Genomic DNA, 15,857 nt, shown 5'->3' on the forward strand with positions numbered 1-15,857 from the left:
GCTCAAGGGGAACATCATTCCCAACATTAAGAATCTTTCCCAGGAAATCCCCGTGACTGGTATCCTGAGTCACAGCCCATTGTGCAATAGCTGGTCTTCAGATTACCTTAGCCACGCTTGATATCAATATCCGCGGAATCACCAAGACGAGTAGAGAGGATTGTGTGCGCACTAAAGCACAACTCTATCATTTAGCCCAAGAACCCCATGAACTCACCCTCCGATGAATCGCCGATCGAATTAAAGGCACCCGCCCTTGAGGTTGCCGCACCGATTGTTACCGAAAAAATATCTCTCCTTGACACTGAGCTAAGGGAAAGGAACTCAACGGCTCTTTGGATACTTGCATTCATCGCAGTCATTGCCGCGCTATATCTGGCACGGGCTTTCCTTGTTCCCCTATTGTTTGGCATCCTGGTAAGTTACACATTAAGCCCGGTGGTGGATTGGTTTGAACGCTATCGTATTCCGCGCGCGTTGGGAGCGATATGTGTACTGGGAGTGCTCGTCGGGGGCACCTCCTGGATGACTCTCTCTTTAAGCGCCGATGCGGCAACAATGGTTGAACAACTTCCCGAGACGGTGCGCAAGTTGCGGCAGAGTTTAGACATTTTGCGTGATGGAAACTGGAGTACCCTGCGCCATGTTCAGCAAGCTGTCGACGAACTCCAGCGCGTTGCTGTCGATGCCGGTCTGGAATCAGCAACAGGCCGCGCAGTCATAGTCAAGGAATCGGAGAATAGTGCGTGGTTGCGCGATCTTATGCTCACGCAGTCAGCGTTGCTGGTCACGTTTACCGCACAAGCCCCGGTAGTATTGCTGCTTACTTATTTCTTGCTGGCCGCAGGCAGCCATTTCCGACGCAAGCTTGTACGGTTTGTCGGGCCAACGCTTTCCCAGAAGAAAGATGCAGTGCGGATACTTGAAGAAGTAGACAGTCAAATCCAGCGCTACCTCCTTGTCATGTTGATATCGAATGCTTTAATTGCCGTCATGACCTGGCTGGCGTTCGAAATGCTGGGACTGAAGCATCCCGCCGTATGGGGGGTAGCTGCCGGAGTGCTGCATTTTATTCCGTACCTGGGAACTGTCGGAGTTGCGCTCGCCTGCGGCGTTGCCGGGGTGCTGCAATTTGGCTCGCTTGGCCAGGCATTCTTGCTGATAGCGGTATTTTTGCTTATTTCAGGCGTGGTGGGAATGGTGTTTACCACATGGCTACAGGGCAGATTTGCACGCGTGAATCCTGCAGTTCTGTTCATCGCACTGTTATTCTTCGCCTGGCTGTGGGGCATAGCAGGTTTACTGCTCGGAGCCCCATTACTGGCTATTGTCAAAGTAATCTGCGATCGAGTCGAATCGCTCAAACCGGTGGGCGAACTCTTGGGACAGTAATCAACTTTTTCATTGACGGATGGACGCCCCCGAAGAGGCAAGGCACTAGAGGCTGCTAATGCAGCACTCAGTGCATGGAACAATAGCGACACTACCAACGTTCCGCCGCGAGCTGTTAAGCAACTTAAGGTAATTTTTTTAAATGTGGCCTACCGAACAGTATGAGCTGCTAAAAAACGTTAATCTGATTTCCAATGCCGTATCGATTTACTGAAATAACGGCAAATCATCTCAATATCAGCAAATCATCATCTCTTAAATTTCGTAGAAAAAGGAGATCGACTTATGAATAAGGATCAAGTGAAAGGAACCGCGAAAGACATCGCAGGAAAAATTGAGGAAGAGGCCGGAAGGGCGGCAGGAAGTAAAGAGCATGAGGCTAAGGGCCTTGGCAAACAAGTTGCCGGCAAGGCACAGAAGAAATATGGAGACGCCAAGGAAGCCGTGAAGGACGCGGCAGACAAGCTTTAAATCAACTTTCCAGACATCCCCTTCCTCTCAACCAAAACCCGCTTCGGCGGGTTTTTGGCTATTTGATTCAGCCTGCAAGCCTTCCCCTTCTTTTTCTGAAGAAGACTTATATCACTCCAGAGTTGTCGGCCTGTTGGCTCCGGTAAGAATGGATCGGCATATCTCAAGGAGTCAAGGGATCAGGGCAGAAGCCCATCCATTTCACTTGCGTTTCACCTTCCTGCTGACTTCCTCCCAGGTGGCCCCTTAATAGAGGTCATGGATGCTGCCGAGCGTCCTGTGAACCGGGATTGTTTATTCGTTCGAGGATAGCTTTTCGCTGAGCTCTTCAAGAAAACCTTGCTGCCCAGGACGAATGCGTCGCTTTCCTTCGGGAAGGTCAAACCACTCCGCTCGATCCACCTCCGGGAACTCCCGGATTCTGCCGGAGCCTTTCGGCCATTCCATGCTGAAAGCATTTGAGATCAACCCTGAGGAATCCCAATCGCTTTCCGTAGCCCAGGCGTCCACCCGCTTCCCGCTGGGTTGCTTGCGCTGTGTAAGTGGAAGGAAGGGTCCCGATGGACGATGCCCGGTTTCCTCAAAAAACTCCCTCAACGCAGCCTGAAGCGGTTCTTCATCCTCCTCGTATTCGCCCTTTGCAATCGACCATGTGCCGAGATCCTTGTTTTTCCAGAACGGACCTCCAGGGCGGACAAGCAGAACCTCCAGCCGGCCATTCCGTCTGCGATAGGGCAGAATACCCGCGCTTTTCTTACTCATGCCGATTTGACACGCAATCCATGTGCTTTCTCAGAGAAACATTTATCGGAATATCTTTCTTCAGACGCAAGTTATTGCTATCCGTTGCAAAACATGGTTGGAGGATCGGAAATAGGTTTGTCATTAACCCCCACCATCACACTGTGGGGCAAAAAATTCTAACCCAATGAGGTAGGCGCATGCTGAGACGCGTGGGATTTAATCTGATCGATTTGATGCGCGGAACATCCTCCATAGCGTTGCTTCGCGAGCTGGAAAGCATACAGTTTGAGTCGAGCATGGCGATACAGCAGCGCCAAAAACAGCTGCTGGACGACTACTTCAGTGCCATTCGGGCATATCTTCCTCTCTATGCTGAATACCGTTCTTTTGAAGAACTACCGATAATTGACAAGGCTTTTGCAAACCGCAATCGAGAGCAGCTAACAAATTCCCATTACAGTGGGAGGCGAGTGCGTAAGAAAACTGGCGGGTCCACTGGAGAGCCGCTAGTTTTCTATACCGGAACTCAGTCCCAGTCTTACCTGTGGGCTGGGATCCCCTTGAGTTGGCGCGCGGCTGGCTATCGACTTGGCGAACCAGTCGCTTTTCTTGCCGGTTCATCGCTATTTGGTACTAGCTTCAAAGAGAGCGTTTACTATAAGCTCATGAACATCAAACTGTTCTCAGCCTTTGAACTTTCTGACGAACGCTTGCAAGCTTATACCAAGGAATTGATTGGCGAGGTGACTGGGCGAAGCAAGGATCTGGTTTCCGACCCGGAGGGCAATACTGTTCATTTCATGTTCTTTAATTATTTATTCCGTGAAGACAGCAGAATCTCCTCTTTCAGGTTTTATACTATTGTCATAAACTCATAATTAATCTTCATTGTCACGAAACGGGGAATGATTGGTCGGGTTATCTGAAGCGAACAACTTCTTCTCTCAAATTCGACCAGGTCGCCTTCGTGGAGAACCTCTCCTTCATATTGTCGGCGAGCGGCAAGCATAGATTCGTAGTTCGGGTAGATGACGTCGATACGGTATTGGCCGGAACTGAAAGAAAACATTGATCCATCAAAACTGAGCCCGGATGAGGCCGTGTACAGCGCAATAGCTTCCACCCTTGCAGCTTGCGTTATTACCGTGCTCTGAATGTGAAATAGTAGATATCAGTCTGACAATGGCTTAGTCCGTATATTTCACCAAACCTCGCCATTATCCAGTGATCCGGGTAAAATATCCGGACTAGCCACTGCTCTCCAAGCCAGTGCCTCTGTCGCCCCAAAAAAAAGAGCGTCCACTCGAGACGCTCAAATGTGGATAGTTTTTCTCGTTCCTAGGATTTTGCCGAGTTGAAGTTGCCAAGGAGAATCAGATCGCCCGGTACTGCGCAACTGCTGAACGAGATGTAGTTGTTCGATGGGAACAGCAGGTTTTTCAGCGCGAATACCGAAATGGAATCGAACTGGATGGATAGCTTTTCCGCAATCTGCGCCGGCACCTGGCTCTGTATCTGCTGATTGACCTGGGCTTTCAAGTCGTCGGAACCGCTAGGTCCTCCTCCCGACAAGTGACCACTGACCACCACGCCCTGACCGGAAGTCTTGATCTCGATGGCCTGGTTGCGCCCGCTTCCACCCACACCCAGTGGTAATGCTGCCTTCACTTCGATTGTCATGTCCGTGGCCAGCATGGAATCATTACAGCGGGTGCAACTCCAAAAGCATGGATAGACCGTTGTGCAGGAGTGTTGTTTATACTGCAATGACTGCCCGCGTGACCCGCTGTAATACATCTGCCCGTTTGGCTGCACAGTGATGGTAGTATCCGCCAGCGACCAGGACACATCGTTGCCACCGGGAATCGAGTAGGTATACTCGGTGGTCGATCCACTGCCATGACCGCTGCTGGTGGACGAGGTGTGGTTGAGTTTGCTCAAGTCCACGCTGCCGGTGACGCTGGCACTGGTGAATTTGGCGGACCACGCCTTGGCCGAACTGCCTGGATCGACTCCTTGCAGCGCCCAGCCACTGTTTCTCAAACTTTGCGGCAGCACATCCTTGAATATCAGCGCCGAGCGGACCATCATGCTGTTACTCTGGCCCTGCGGAATCGGTTCGGGGATATTGTTCAGGAAAGCCTGGGAGTAATTCAGCGCCGCCCGTCCCCCGGTCATGATGAAGAGCTGCAGCATCTCGTTATTGCCCGGTGTCTGAAGTGGCTTGAAGATAAAATCGCTCGGCTTGAGTGACTCCAGCGTGGGAATGGCGGTCAGGTCGAGCTGGTTGATCAGGTAGACCACGGGGTTATTGACGAAGTATTCCTTCACCGCCTTGTTGAATTCCACCTTGGTTGCGTCGCTCAGATCGATGTTGCTGATCGAGAACGTTCCCTCCTTCATGTCAAGCTGGACTTTCAAGACATTGTGATTGCTGTTATCAATCTTGACCGTCCCTGCCACCTTGGCCAGCTGAATCACCGCCGTCAAGGTTTCGCCGCCGATAGATTGAGGGGTATCACACTGTTCAGGAAATGGCCCCACTTTCGAACAGCGCTGCACGGAGCCGTTCAAAACCTCCATTCTCAGCATCGCCGTATTGTTGTTATTGTTGTTATTGATGCTGAAACTTAGAAGGGGGTAGCCGTATTCAATGGTAAAGCGGTTGATCACGGTCACGTCGCCCGGATATTTCTCCGAAGTGTTGACAACGATCTTGTTTTTGTAGGCTGTGTCCTTTTTCAGGGCTTCGTACTGGTCCTTCAGCGCTCTGTTGATCTCTTCCAGATTCATGTTGAACACCACATCCCAGCCGTTGGTGCAGCTTCCCTGAGCATACATCTGCTTCAGCAACGTGTCTGCGGAGGGCAAGGCTGGAGCCGCAGCAAGCAGCGGCCGGAAATCTTCAGCCGGTGGAGCTTTAAGCACCGTGGGCAAGCCTGATGCGAGCAGACGATTCAATGCGCGGCGCTGCATGACTTTCTGCGCATCCGCAATTCTTGCTTCCAGCACGAAGGACAACCGAATCGTCAAACTATCGCCATCGAAGCGCAGGCCCTTGTTCGTGCTCGTGTTCGGCAGCGAAATCTCCCCGATGGAAAAGGGCGTCACCCGGCTTACACCTTCAGACCAGGATTGCCCCCCGTCCGAAAACTTCGGCGAGTTGTCTTGGGCGTTATAGTTGTATATGCGCTCGCGCCACGGCGTGCGGAATGTCAGCGGATCACGATGCAGGTTTCGGTCATGAAAGGGCGTTCCGCTATAGGCCAGGCGCAGCAGATAAGTACCGCTTTCAGTCGACTTCACACCTTCCACGGAAGCAACCACGGAAACGATCCTGGCGTTGACGTATTGGTAGAATGCCGGCGCATCCAGGAAGATGGTAGTGCGAAAGATATTGCCACCAGTCAATTCCTCTGGCTTTACCCCTTCGATAACGTATTCGATCGGCTTCGTTCGTGCAACCTGATACTGCGCGAGCAGGGATTTGGCCTCCAACGTGGCGGCTTTCTGCTGGACTACCGCAGCGCTGAATTTAAGCAGGCTGTACGCTAGAACCGGAGTGGCGGGCTGAAGGTTGGCGTATTGAAGCGCCAAGTCCTGCATCAGGAATGCCTTGGCAAGAATTGTGAGCATCTGGTTCTGGATGAATGTCAGGTGCCCGGTCAACGCCACCAGATCGATTGCGGAACGGTCCAGGTCCTTCACCTGCGCAGGATGCAGCTTCTCCTGCAATTCCTCCAGCCGTTTTGCCTGGCGGCTGTTGATCTCTTTCTGCTTCTGGTTCGTATAGATGTCGCCCTGCAAGGCATGCAATGCGGATTCAGCGCCGGTTACCGCCTTGCCGCGCAGCACCATCGTGGCAAAAGCCGCTTGCAGGCTTGCTTTTTCCGGCATGACGTCCGGGCCCGATGCCATGGTCTGGTTGAACTGGATCGACATCTCGTCCCAGGAAAGCATCGAGGGATTGCCGAACTGCCCATCATCCAGATCATCCAGCGCGTGCTGGGCGTTTTCCAGAGACTTGGCGCCGGTGCTCGCGCCGGTATAGAGCTTGGACAGGGCGTTGAGCACATTCAGTGTCTTCTGAATCCGTTGCACGGTGAGGCCAAGGTCCTTCACTGCGGAGATGGAGGATGCCGGGACGGCGATGGAAGTGCCAAGGCTGAACAGATTGGTGGCCACTTCCAGGCCGAACTTGATCGCTTCCATGGTTTGCCATTGCTGCACCGCGGATTTATATTTCTGTACCGCCAGGTTCACTTCTCCCTGGGCTTCGAACAGTGACGCGCGCAGGTCGTTGATCTTGTTCTGCTGCTGGTCAGCCTCGGCCTTGCTCTGGGCAATCAGCGAATCGTAGAATCCTTCCAGGTCTCTCTGCTGCCCGGCATTCGCCTTGATCACATCACTGACCAGCTCGCCCGACTTGATGATGTTCTCATTGAGCGTCCTGCCGACATCAATCACCCGTTCTTCCAGACGCCGGGTGGCCATGCGCTGTTCGTTTTGCGCCACCTGCAGCTGTATCCTGTCCAGGTAGCTGAGTATGCTTTGCACATACTCCTCGTAGTCTGTGTAGGGCAGGATCGGAACGAAGCTGCCATATTCCGGATTGATGGCGTAGCTGGCGAGGTCCATCGCACGGACGCGCAATGCAAGCAGCTCTTCGCTGCCACTTACGCCTGATAGAAATTCCGCCACCCAGTTCAGATAATCGCGCACGAACTGTTGGAGACAACCATTAGCTTTGCCCGACTGATCGCTGATGACCGCTTCGGCAAATGTCATGGAAAACTGAAGGCTGTTCACAAGCAAAGGCACCGCCTCAGCGGGAGGCGCAACGCGGACGTCATCCGCGACAAAAGGCACTGCCTCCGGACCCCTCGCCTTCCAGGTTGAACCTGAGTCCATCCACGATGACACTGTAGCGTGAACCGGAACTGTTTCTGATCGCCAAGGCACCGAGAAACTCATCACACCCCAACTGCAGCGATTCAAATGCTTCATCCGCCAGGGAGATCGCTCTGGGTTGGCCTTGTACCCGCATATCCAGCACCTGCCCGAACAGCCGCACTTTTTTTCCGGGCACCTCGATGGTTTTGTTGCCGCCCACGGATAATACGTTGGCAAGAAGGATGAAACCCCGCACTTCTTCGGCAGCCACGAGCTGCATGTCTGCAAGATCCAGACGTGCCTTGTACGCATTGATAGTTGGAGTGGCAATGAAGGATACGACCCCGGCGGTATCCTGCGGCAGCATACGGACAAAATCGCGCTGGTCATAAATGGAAAAATTCGGCTGTATCGTCGTGCGGTACTTCTGCGCCATCGCGCCTTTGAAGATGCGCTGCCATATCAGCCCGCGCTTCTGCTCGATCATCACACTCAGGCTGGCAAGACGCACACCTATCACCGTCTGCTGGGCGAATTCCTGCTGGAGATCGGCAAGGGACAGTACGCAGTTGACATTGAACAGCGAGAACACGCTGTTCTTGTTTGACCACAGCTTATCCAGCCAATCGCCCCGCTCCAGGGTCGAATTGAAGACGGCGGAATTGCTCAGGGAAATGACGTTTCCGTACTCTTCCACGTAGCCGAAGATACCGGCGGCGCGGTCGGTCGTAAACTGGACAAAATTTTGCGAGCCAGGACCCGATAGCGGATTGCTGCCGTCCGCATAAGCGGACTTGATCCGCGCAAACTGTTCCGGCTGATAGGCAAACACCTGAAGGATGGTATCGCCCAGCTCCACGCCGGAAACATAATGGGTGCCAAACTCGCGGAAAGAATCGAGGACCTTGTTGGCATCATCCTTTGTCAGTTGATCGCCGTAATCCTGCAGCCGGCTGCGCCCGGTATGCCGCAACCTGGTCGAAGCCGAAGTGAAGGCAGGAGTGAGCCCATACTCGGGATCGGGCTGACGGGGACGCGCATGTACCAGAATGCCGCCCACCTCCGACGCATGGTTGTCCGCTCCATCCACCCTTACCAGTTTGACCAGCGCATAGCGTAATCCCGGCTTCGTCAAATCCACCCCGATGGTTTTTGAAAGTATTTCGAGGGAAGCCCGGCTGCCGGCAGCACCCGCCAGCAAGGCGCCCGGCCCAAAGGAAGGCGCATCGATGTCGCTGGAAGGCTTGACGATCTCATACGGAATCAGTTCGTCCAGCAACTCCAAAGCCGTTTCGTGAAGCGTAATCCCAGGGTAAGACCACGAGCCCCGATGCTCGACCGGCTCCACGGGCCTTAAATCCATCGCTTGGAGTTCGGCGGAATAGAGAATGTTGAGCAACCCCTTCTGCGGCTGCCAGTTCGGGTTGAGACCGCGAACGAGATTGGTGGAAAAACCGATGCTGAAATCCGGATTATTGTTCATGATTTATGCATATCCGCTGAAAGATTGGCAATGAGGATCAAACAGGTAATTCCTGCTTGAAGAGGAAGAGGCCTTGATACTGGCTGAGCCAAAGAGGATATACAGATGGTTAGCGCTTCAAGACTCAAGAATACGGGCAGATTGGCGCTCTATTTGAGGTTTTGCGGATATGGCTTTTTGGTGGCGGCTTTTGGGGGAAATCCAGAGGTGAAGCGGCGCATCCGCGAACACAGGAAGGAGGTTTTGCGATCGCCCTATTGCGCGGCACCTTCTCCAGTGCGCTCAAGAAGAAACTGTGGCCGACGCTGACTCCGGAGAAACCGGAGGGCGGCGAGCATGTCTACCGTATCATCGAGGCGACGACGAACGAAACTCGCCTTTGACCTCTTCATGCCGGAAGCAGGTTGCCAGATGGTCATTGACCATACCAGCGGCCTGCATGAAGGCGTAGCAGATGGTCGATCCCACGAACTTGAATCCCGCCTTGCCGAGCGCCTTGCTCATGGCGTGGGACTGGGACGTCCGTGCAGGCACTTGGGACATGCAACCCTAGGCATTTTGGACCGGCGTGGTCATCGACGAAGCGCCAGAGGAAGTTGCTGAATTACACAGGAATTACACATATATTTAACGCATCACAAGTCCGATATGCCGCTCTTATTCTATGACAGGTGATCCTCTACTCACTCTAAGAAGGGTCGAAACCACCTATCTCAACAATGTTGACCTACAGGAAGAACGTGTGTAGGTCATACCGGATCAGAATAGCTTGTTGTGGGACATACAACACTTCCTCCTCGCTAAAGGTTAAGGGGCGGAGGGAGTGAGGCCGACGAAATACCCCTGATAAAGGACGTTATCATTCACTAATGGGACCTTAAGAGGGGAGGGTAAAACGAGGAGGTAGACAATATTAATCTACCTGATTAATATTGATTTAATTGATGCAGAGGAATTGTATGAGTACTCGTGTTGTCACCGCCCATATCCCTAGTGAGCTCGCAGAACAAATTGACCAACTCGCGGTACGTCTTGATCGCCCCAAGGGGTGGATTGTTAAACAAGCTTTGACTTCCTGGGTTGCGCTCGAAGCCAAGCGGGAGCAACTTACCCGCGAAGGTTTGGCCGATGTTGATGCCGGACGTGTCGTAGATCATGCTTCAATTAGTGACTGGGCTAAAAGCCTTGATGAGTCTACTTAACGCATGGCGCTCAAATGGACAACGAGCGCGGAGCATGATTTGGTTCGACTCCATGCCTTTCTTGCATCTGTAAATCCTCGTGCAGCGGCGCGAGTGGTGCAGCAACTGGTGAGCGGCGCAGAACAGCTTTTGACGTTTCCGCAGTTAGGTGTACCGCTTGATGAATTTGCTCCACGCGATGTGCGGCGGGTGATCATCGGCGATTATGAGATGCGTTATGAATATACTCCCACCAGAATCTATATCCTTCGCCTGTGGCATGCTAGGGAGGATCGATAAGTGACGCAGGTATCAATGACGTTATTGAACATTATCCCTGGAGCAACAGCACTCCCGGCGCTGTTCACGCCCACCCCTGACGCAGGGAAACGCTTCATCGAGTTTTTCACTGCGAACATTCGCAATCCGAACACTCGCAAGGCTTATGCTCGCGCCGCAGCAGAGTTCGCCGTCTGGTGCGAGACGAATGGATTAACCGAGTTGCGCGACATCGAGCCGGTCCATGTTGCCGCCTACGTCGAGACATTGCAGGGGCGTCTATCCTCGCCGTCGGTGAAGCTGCACTTGGCAGCAATCCGTATGTTGTTCGACTGGCTGGTGGTTGGCCAGGTCATTGCAATGAACCCTGCGAGTTCAGTGCGTGGACCAAAGCATTCGGTCAGGAAAGGCAAGACTGCTGTTCTAGGTGCGGATGAGGCACGTACCCTGCTGGATTCCATTGACACCGACACCTTTATCGGCTTGAGGGATCGAGCCCTGATCGGTTTGATGGTCTATACCTTTGCCCGGATCGGAGCCGCGCTTTCCATGAAGGTCGAGGATATCTATGTGCAGGGTCGACGTACCTGGGTGCGCCTGCATGAGAAAGGTGGCAAGCAGCTGGAAATGCCTTGTCACCATAATCTCGATGAGTACCTGCATGCCTACATGAAGGCAGCATTGCTAACCGAGGCTAAGAGCATCCTGTTCTCCACGACACTTGGCCGTACCGGTCAGCTCTCCAACCGGCCGATGAGTCAGGCCGATGCATATCGCATGATCCGGCGGCGCGCGATGGAGGCCGGGATTCTTACTCGTATCGGCAATCACTCCTTCCGTGCTACAGGTATCACGGAATACTTGCGTAATGGTGGCAAGCTCGAGGTAGCGCAGCAAATGGCTGCGCATGAAAGTACGCGCACAACCGGTCTCTATGACCGGAGGAACGATCAGGTTTCACTTGATGAGGTCGAGCGAATTGTGATTTAGTCGATACCTGGGGGATCGCTCCTTTGGCTATCAGGTGATGTGTGTTTATGTCGGTCTGGCGTGATAGGCAGTACCGAAGTGTAAAATGTTCAAAATATCCATGTAATTATGTGGACAATCTTTTTTTAACGGACAAACAATAGATGCCATGGGGACGATCATGGGGACGGAAGGGGGAATATTCCCGCTCTCTGATCTTCTCCATCCGTCTTCCGCACCCCGGGTGCAGCGGCCGCAACACAGGCGCGAGGACGGGGAAAACCGCTAGCCGCGCCCGCCAATTTTTTCCTATATACTATATATTATGCACACCATTGTCATATCCAGTTCGATCGGCACGGATCGACTTCCAACTATCAGCCCGGTCGCTTGCGTAAGGCGAGTAATTTCTTCGCACGTTCAACGATCCACTCGGCATTGAACTCGCTCACTCGTCCGGCCGCAACTTGTGCCAAGGCTTGGTCGATATCCGCCTTGAGGGCCGCGAGTTCCTCCTGCCGGAGCTCCCGCCGGACTTTCCAGTCGTGCAGCGCCTCACGAATCACTTCACTCGCCGAGGCATAGTCGCCCTCATTGACCGCCGCTTTGATCAATTCCGCCAGTTCAGGGGTGAGCGTGATGGTCAGGCGCTCGAGCTCGGCCACGTCGATCTCCAGATAGCAGATCCTTGGAGATCATACTTGTCATACTGCTCGGCCGAATCCCGGGCGAAAATTTACCCAAATAGGTTATCATGGGTAAAAACTAGGAGGCTTTGATTAGCGCTTTCTTTATCTTCGAGATCGATTCCGTAAACTAAGTGAACCGTAATAAAACCAAAGCTAGTGTCCTTATCAGCCATTTAATATACCTTATGCTGACGCAGTTGCTCGATCCCTTTTACCCCGTCTAGGTCACAGAGCCTTTATTGCAGATCAGTTCCAGATCAAGATTAAAACAGCGAGAAACGCAAGTATGTATGTGCCCCAAAACAGTAGAACGCTGTTCATAGCGCCCTCCTTCTGCTCGAAGTTGATGGCCCATATCGTCACCCTTTCAATTTGTTAAATCTGTGCGGAAGCCGGCACACCTCCAGTTCTTCAAGGGCAAATTCCTCCACTCGAATACCAGTAAGGGAGTGGGAACACTTTCGCATGAGGCGCTGTTTTCCCGAGTTTTTTCACAGCCTGGCAATGCGAAAATTCCCTCGTTAATTCCTACAGACACCTTCTTGGGGCGTGTAGGAATTCAGGGCTACTGCTCTCCCTACGTGCCTTAATCTTTCGTCAAGCTATATCGGCCCTGTTATCCAGGATTTTTGCACGTGCGAGTGATAACTCTGTTCTTCCAAACTGCTGCCCAAGCTGTCTGAAACAACGCTGCAACAAATCTGACCAACCCAAATAGTTCTATCTGAGACAGAGGCTTAAGAAACTTATCCACAGCCCTATCCCACGTCTATCCACGGTAACAGGGGAAAACCTCATTAATAGCTTCCTGGTTCGGGTTACCAACAATTTGCAGCATATCCTCTTGAGGTGCTTCTTCGGTTATTTTTTATTGAGCCATTCGCACTTCAAACATCAATTCGCAAACAAATTCTACTGAACTATGTTGGTAACCGAGCAGATCAGTCTGTACGCCGAGCAAGGCGCATTCAAGCTCTTCCTGTATTAACCCTGGTGCGTGCTTATGTGTTTAGAGCTTGACTGGGCCAGCCATAAAGCTATGCGTGCCACCGTACGGAACGAGTTGGGCATAAGTTTATTATTTCAATCCAGCAATTTCGCTGGTTTGAGATGAAGGAGCAATCATGAAACCTATCTTCTTTTTAAAAAACACTACTCGTTCCATCCTGCTTGCCGGCCTGATATCTGGAGTAGCTAGCTTGGCTTACGCCCAAACCAGTGGCACAGGAACTGGCGGGGCAATGTCCGGCCAAGGCACTGGGGCGGGATCGGGTTCATCAATGGGATCAGGGAGCTCAGGAATGTCGGGGTCCGGAAGTTCCGGAACATCGGGAACACGTGGCTCCGGCGGAACATCGGGGACAGGGGGCTCTGGTGGAACCTCCGGAACAGGTGGTTCCGGCGGAACATCCGGGACAGGGGGCTCTGGTGGAACCTCGGGGACAGGCGGCTCTGGAGGGGGAGCAGGCGGGTACTAAATTGCAGTGTGGGATAGGGATGTGGCTTCAGTTCACATCCCTATCCCCTAATTAATTAATTAATAGTAAATTCTCGCGAAAATACTGCTGCTTGACGTTTGTGTCTCTGGTCTTTTCCCCGGAAAGGGCCACAATCCTACTCACGCAAGAAATCCAATTTCAGCGCCGCCTAGGCTTTGAGCAAGCCAGCAGCTTCGGGCTAATGACATCAACAGGAGGGCTAGCCGGAAAATATGCCGTTCTTCCACCTTGCCGCGTAGATGTTTTGGCATTTGTTCGTCATCGAACAGATATCGGATTGAGATAAATCTATGGTGAGGGCGTCTAAATAAGTGAGATAAGAACGGTTAGGTGTGAGTGTGGAAATGGCATGGTAAGTGTATCTGCTATCTTTGGGCTCAAGCTGAACGCTGTTTTTCGAGTAAATGCCCTCCTCCCGCTTGAAGCAACCCAATCAGAATCAGAACTATCTCAACCAGAGCCATCCCAGCCGGAATCGTCTCCTGGCTGCTTTGCCTGACCCTGAGCACTTAATACCCCATCTGGAATTAGTCCCCATGGCGCTTGGGGATTCCCTATGGAAAGCCGACCGACCGCTTCCTGCTTATGTCTATTTTCCGACTTCCGCCATCATTTCCCTTCACCACATCCTGGAAAATGGCTCATCCTCGGCAAGTGCTGGCGTGGGGTGTGAGGGCATGCTCGGTATGCCACTGTTGACAGGATGCGAAAGCGCTCCAAGCTGGGCTACAGTTCACATCGCCGGTCTCGGCTACCGCCTGAAAGGCGCGCTCCTGCTACAGGAATTCAACCAGAGGGGGCCACTGCAACGCTTGTTGCTGCGTTACAGCCATGCGCTTATCACGGAGGTCGGGCAGAGCGCGGTATGCACGAGACATCATAAAATCGGGCAACAGCTATGCTGCTGGTTGTTGCTAGCCCTGGATCGGCTCGGCTCTCAGGAACTTGTTATGACCCAGGAATTGATGGCGAGCATTCTAGGCGTGCGACGCGAGGGTGTTACAGAGATTGCCGGAAAATTGCAGGAAGCGGGGACGATCCGCTACCGCCGGGGCCACATCACGGTTATTGACCGGGACGGGCTCCAAAAGGAGGCTTGCGATTGCTATGACATCATTAGAAAGGAATTTGACCAGGTATTTGATGATGTGCTGACGTACGAGGAGAGGCATGAGAAAAGCAGCATAGTCCCGAAGGCCAATTCCTTGGCATGAGTTGAATCTCATTGTGGATTAGGGACAGCAACACAGCTACGAACAATCGAGGCAGAAAAATCCACGTAGATGGGAGCCTGCATCAGGATACCTAAACTGAAAAAGGAGGAATTATGATGCAGGAAAGGATACGGACTGAGCGCATACGCGAGCATGTGACTAAACTGGCTTCCGATATCGGGGAGCGTAACCTCTACCAATATGACGGGTTGGCGGCAGCGGCAGCCTTCATCGACCGGTCTTGGGGCGCTCTTGATTACCATGTCAATCAGCAGTTCTACGAAACAAAAGGGCGGCGCTTCGCGAATCTGGAGGTGGAGATCACCGGAACCGACAGGCCGGAGGAAATCCTCATTCTCGGGGCCCATTACGACACGCATCACGGCTCCCCGGGTGCAAACGACAATGGTTCCGCCATCGCCGCGCTTCTTGAACTTGCCCGTGCATTTTCAGGAAAAACCTTCCCGCGTACTGTGCGTCTGGTCGCCTTCACGAACGAAGAACACCCCTTTACCCGTACTGCCACAATGGGGAGCCGGGTTTACGCACGTCGATGCCGTGAACGTGGGGAAAAGATCAGGGCAATGATCTGTCTTGAGACCATCGGTTACTGCTCTGGGCAGAAAGGAAGCCAGCGGTTGTCATTCATGGGACTGCTGCTGCCGAGGCGAGGAGATTTCATCGCGCTGGTGGGCAACAATCGTTCGAAGGAATTGTTGCGGGAGACCAATCGTCTGTTTGATTTGTGTCCGAATCTCCCCTGCGAAGCGCTGACGCTTCCGACCAACTTTCCCGGTGCGTGGAGTTCCGATCATTGGTCCTTCTGGAAAGAGGGATATCCCGCAGTAATGCTCACCGATACCGCGCCTCTGCGCTATAGGCACTACCATACGCCAGAGGATACACCGGACAAAGTAAACTACGATTTCCTGACCAGAGTCATCGATGGGCTGGAGGCAGTGGTCCCGGGCCTTGCCCGTTCAGTTGCTTAAATTCAGGAAAATTAACGCCCTGGTTGTTTCTCTTGCAGAGCGTAATCTCTC

14 protein-coding genes are annotated in these 15,857 nt (G+C 52.8%); 9 read left to right on the forward strand and 5 right to left on the reverse strand.

Annotated elements, in window-relative coordinates:
• The first annotated feature begins 207 nt into the window (after window positions 1-207).
• Both AC52W5_RS00700 and AC52W5_RS00705 read left to right on the forward strand, forming a co-directional pair.
• Entirely contained in the window at window positions 208-1,392 is a 1,185-nt protein-coding gene (locus tag AC52W5_RS00700; protein ID WP_495669585.1) for an AI-2E family transporter, read from the forward strand.
• A gap of 285 nt (window positions 1,393-1,677) precedes the next feature.
• On the forward strand, window positions 1,678-1,863 hold the full coding sequence (locus AC52W5_RS00705; RefSeq protein ID WP_107762867.1) for a CsbD family protein: 186 nt from the start codon (window positions 1,678-1,680) through the stop codon (window positions 1,861-1,863).
• 294 nt (window positions 1,864-2,157) lie between these two features.
• Here the strand turns inward: AC52W5_RS00705 and AC52W5_RS00710 are convergent, their stop codons facing one another.
• Entirely contained in the window at window positions 2,158-2,625 is a 468-nt protein-coding gene (locus AC52W5_RS00710) for an NUDIX hydrolase (protein WP_495669586.1), read from the reverse strand.
• A 179-nt stretch (window positions 2,626-2,804) separates the two neighbouring features.
• Here AC52W5_RS00710 and AC52W5_RS00715 point away from each other — a divergent pair, with 179 nt between their 5' ends.
• A complete protein-coding gene (locus AC52W5_RS00715; RefSeq protein ID WP_495669587.1) occupies window positions 2,805-3,485 on the forward strand; it encodes a hypothetical protein in 681 nt (226 codons plus the stop codon).
• Window positions 3,486-3,945: 460 nt separating this feature from the next.
• On the opposite strand, the gene AC52W5_RS00720 is transcribed toward AC52W5_RS00715, so the two are convergent.
• From AC52W5_RS00720 to AC52W5_RS00730, 3 genes are all read right to left on the reverse strand, one after another.
• A complete protein-coding gene (locus AC52W5_RS00720; protein WP_495669588.1) occupies window positions 3,946-7,476 on the reverse strand; it encodes a hypothetical protein in 3,531 nt (1,176 codons plus the stop codon).
• Window positions 7,457-8,983, reverse strand: a complete 1,527-nt coding sequence (locus AC52W5_RS00725) for a hypothetical protein (protein WP_495669589.1) — start codon at window positions 8,981-8,983, stop codon at window positions 7,457-7,459. The genes AC52W5_RS00720 and AC52W5_RS00725 overlap by 20 nt, the downstream gene beginning before the upstream one ends.
• A 348-nt stretch (window positions 8,984-9,331) precedes the next feature.
• Window positions 9,332-9,526, reverse strand: coding sequence for a DNA-3-methyladenine glycosylase I (locus AC52W5_RS00730; protein ID WP_495669590.1), 195 nt, complete (start codon window positions 9,524-9,526; stop codon window positions 9,332-9,334).
• A gap of 416 nt (window positions 9,527-9,942) precedes the next feature.
• Between AC52W5_RS00730 and AC52W5_RS00735 the strand changes: the two genes are divergently transcribed.
• The 3 genes from AC52W5_RS00735 to AC52W5_RS00745 are packed head-to-tail and all read left to right on the forward strand — an operon-like array spanning window position 9,943 to window position 11,433.
• Window positions 9,943-10,185: a CopG family ribbon-helix-helix protein gene (locus tag AC52W5_RS00735; protein WP_495669591.1), complete on the forward strand. Its 243-nt coding sequence runs from the start codon at window positions 9,943-9,945 to the stop codon at window positions 10,183-10,185.
• A 3-nt stretch (window positions 10,186-10,188) separates the two neighbouring features.
• Window positions 10,189-10,464, forward strand: coding sequence for a type II toxin-antitoxin system RelE/ParE family toxin (locus AC52W5_RS00740; protein ID WP_495669592.1), 276 nt, complete (start codon window positions 10,189-10,191; stop codon window positions 10,462-10,464).
• Window positions 10,465-10,479: 15 nt separating this feature from the next.
• Window positions 10,480-11,433 (forward strand): tyrosine-type recombinase/integrase, encoded by a 954-nt coding sequence (locus AC52W5_RS00745; RefSeq protein ID WP_495669593.1) that lies wholly within the window; start codon window positions 10,480-10,482, stop codon window positions 11,431-11,433.
• A 356-nt stretch (window positions 11,434-11,789) separates the two neighbouring features.
• On the opposite strand, the gene AC52W5_RS00750 is transcribed toward AC52W5_RS00745, so the two are convergent.
• Window positions 11,790-12,077: a ribbon-helix-helix domain-containing protein gene (locus tag AC52W5_RS00750; RefSeq protein ID WP_495669594.1), complete on the reverse strand. Its 288-nt coding sequence runs from the start codon at window positions 12,075-12,077 to the stop codon at window positions 11,790-11,792.
• A 1,242-nt stretch (window positions 12,078-13,319) separates the two neighbouring features.
• Between AC52W5_RS00750 and AC52W5_RS00755 the strand changes: the two genes are divergently transcribed.
• The 3 genes from AC52W5_RS00755 to AC52W5_RS00765 all read left to right on the forward strand — a co-directional run bounded on the left by AC52W5_RS00755 (window position 13,320) and on the right by AC52W5_RS00765 (window position 15,806).
• Window positions 13,320-13,634: a hypothetical protein gene (locus tag AC52W5_RS00755; protein ID WP_495669595.1), complete on the forward strand. Its 315-nt coding sequence runs from the start codon at window positions 13,320-13,322 to the stop codon at window positions 13,632-13,634.
• A gap of 502 nt (window positions 13,635-14,136) precedes the next feature.
• Complete coding sequence (locus AC52W5_RS00760; RefSeq protein ID WP_495669596.1) at window positions 14,137-14,814, forward strand: Crp/Fnr family transcriptional regulator; 678 nt, start codon at window positions 14,137-14,139, stop codon at window positions 14,812-14,814.
• 113 nt (window positions 14,815-14,927) lie between these two features.
• A complete protein-coding gene (locus tag AC52W5_RS00765) occupies window positions 14,928-15,806 on the forward strand; it encodes a M28 family peptidase (protein WP_495669597.1) in 879 nt (292 codons plus the stop codon).
• Window positions 15,807-15,857: the final 51 nt, after the last annotated feature.

The sequence above is a fragment of the Nitrosospira sp. CT genome, assembly GCF_059489795.1.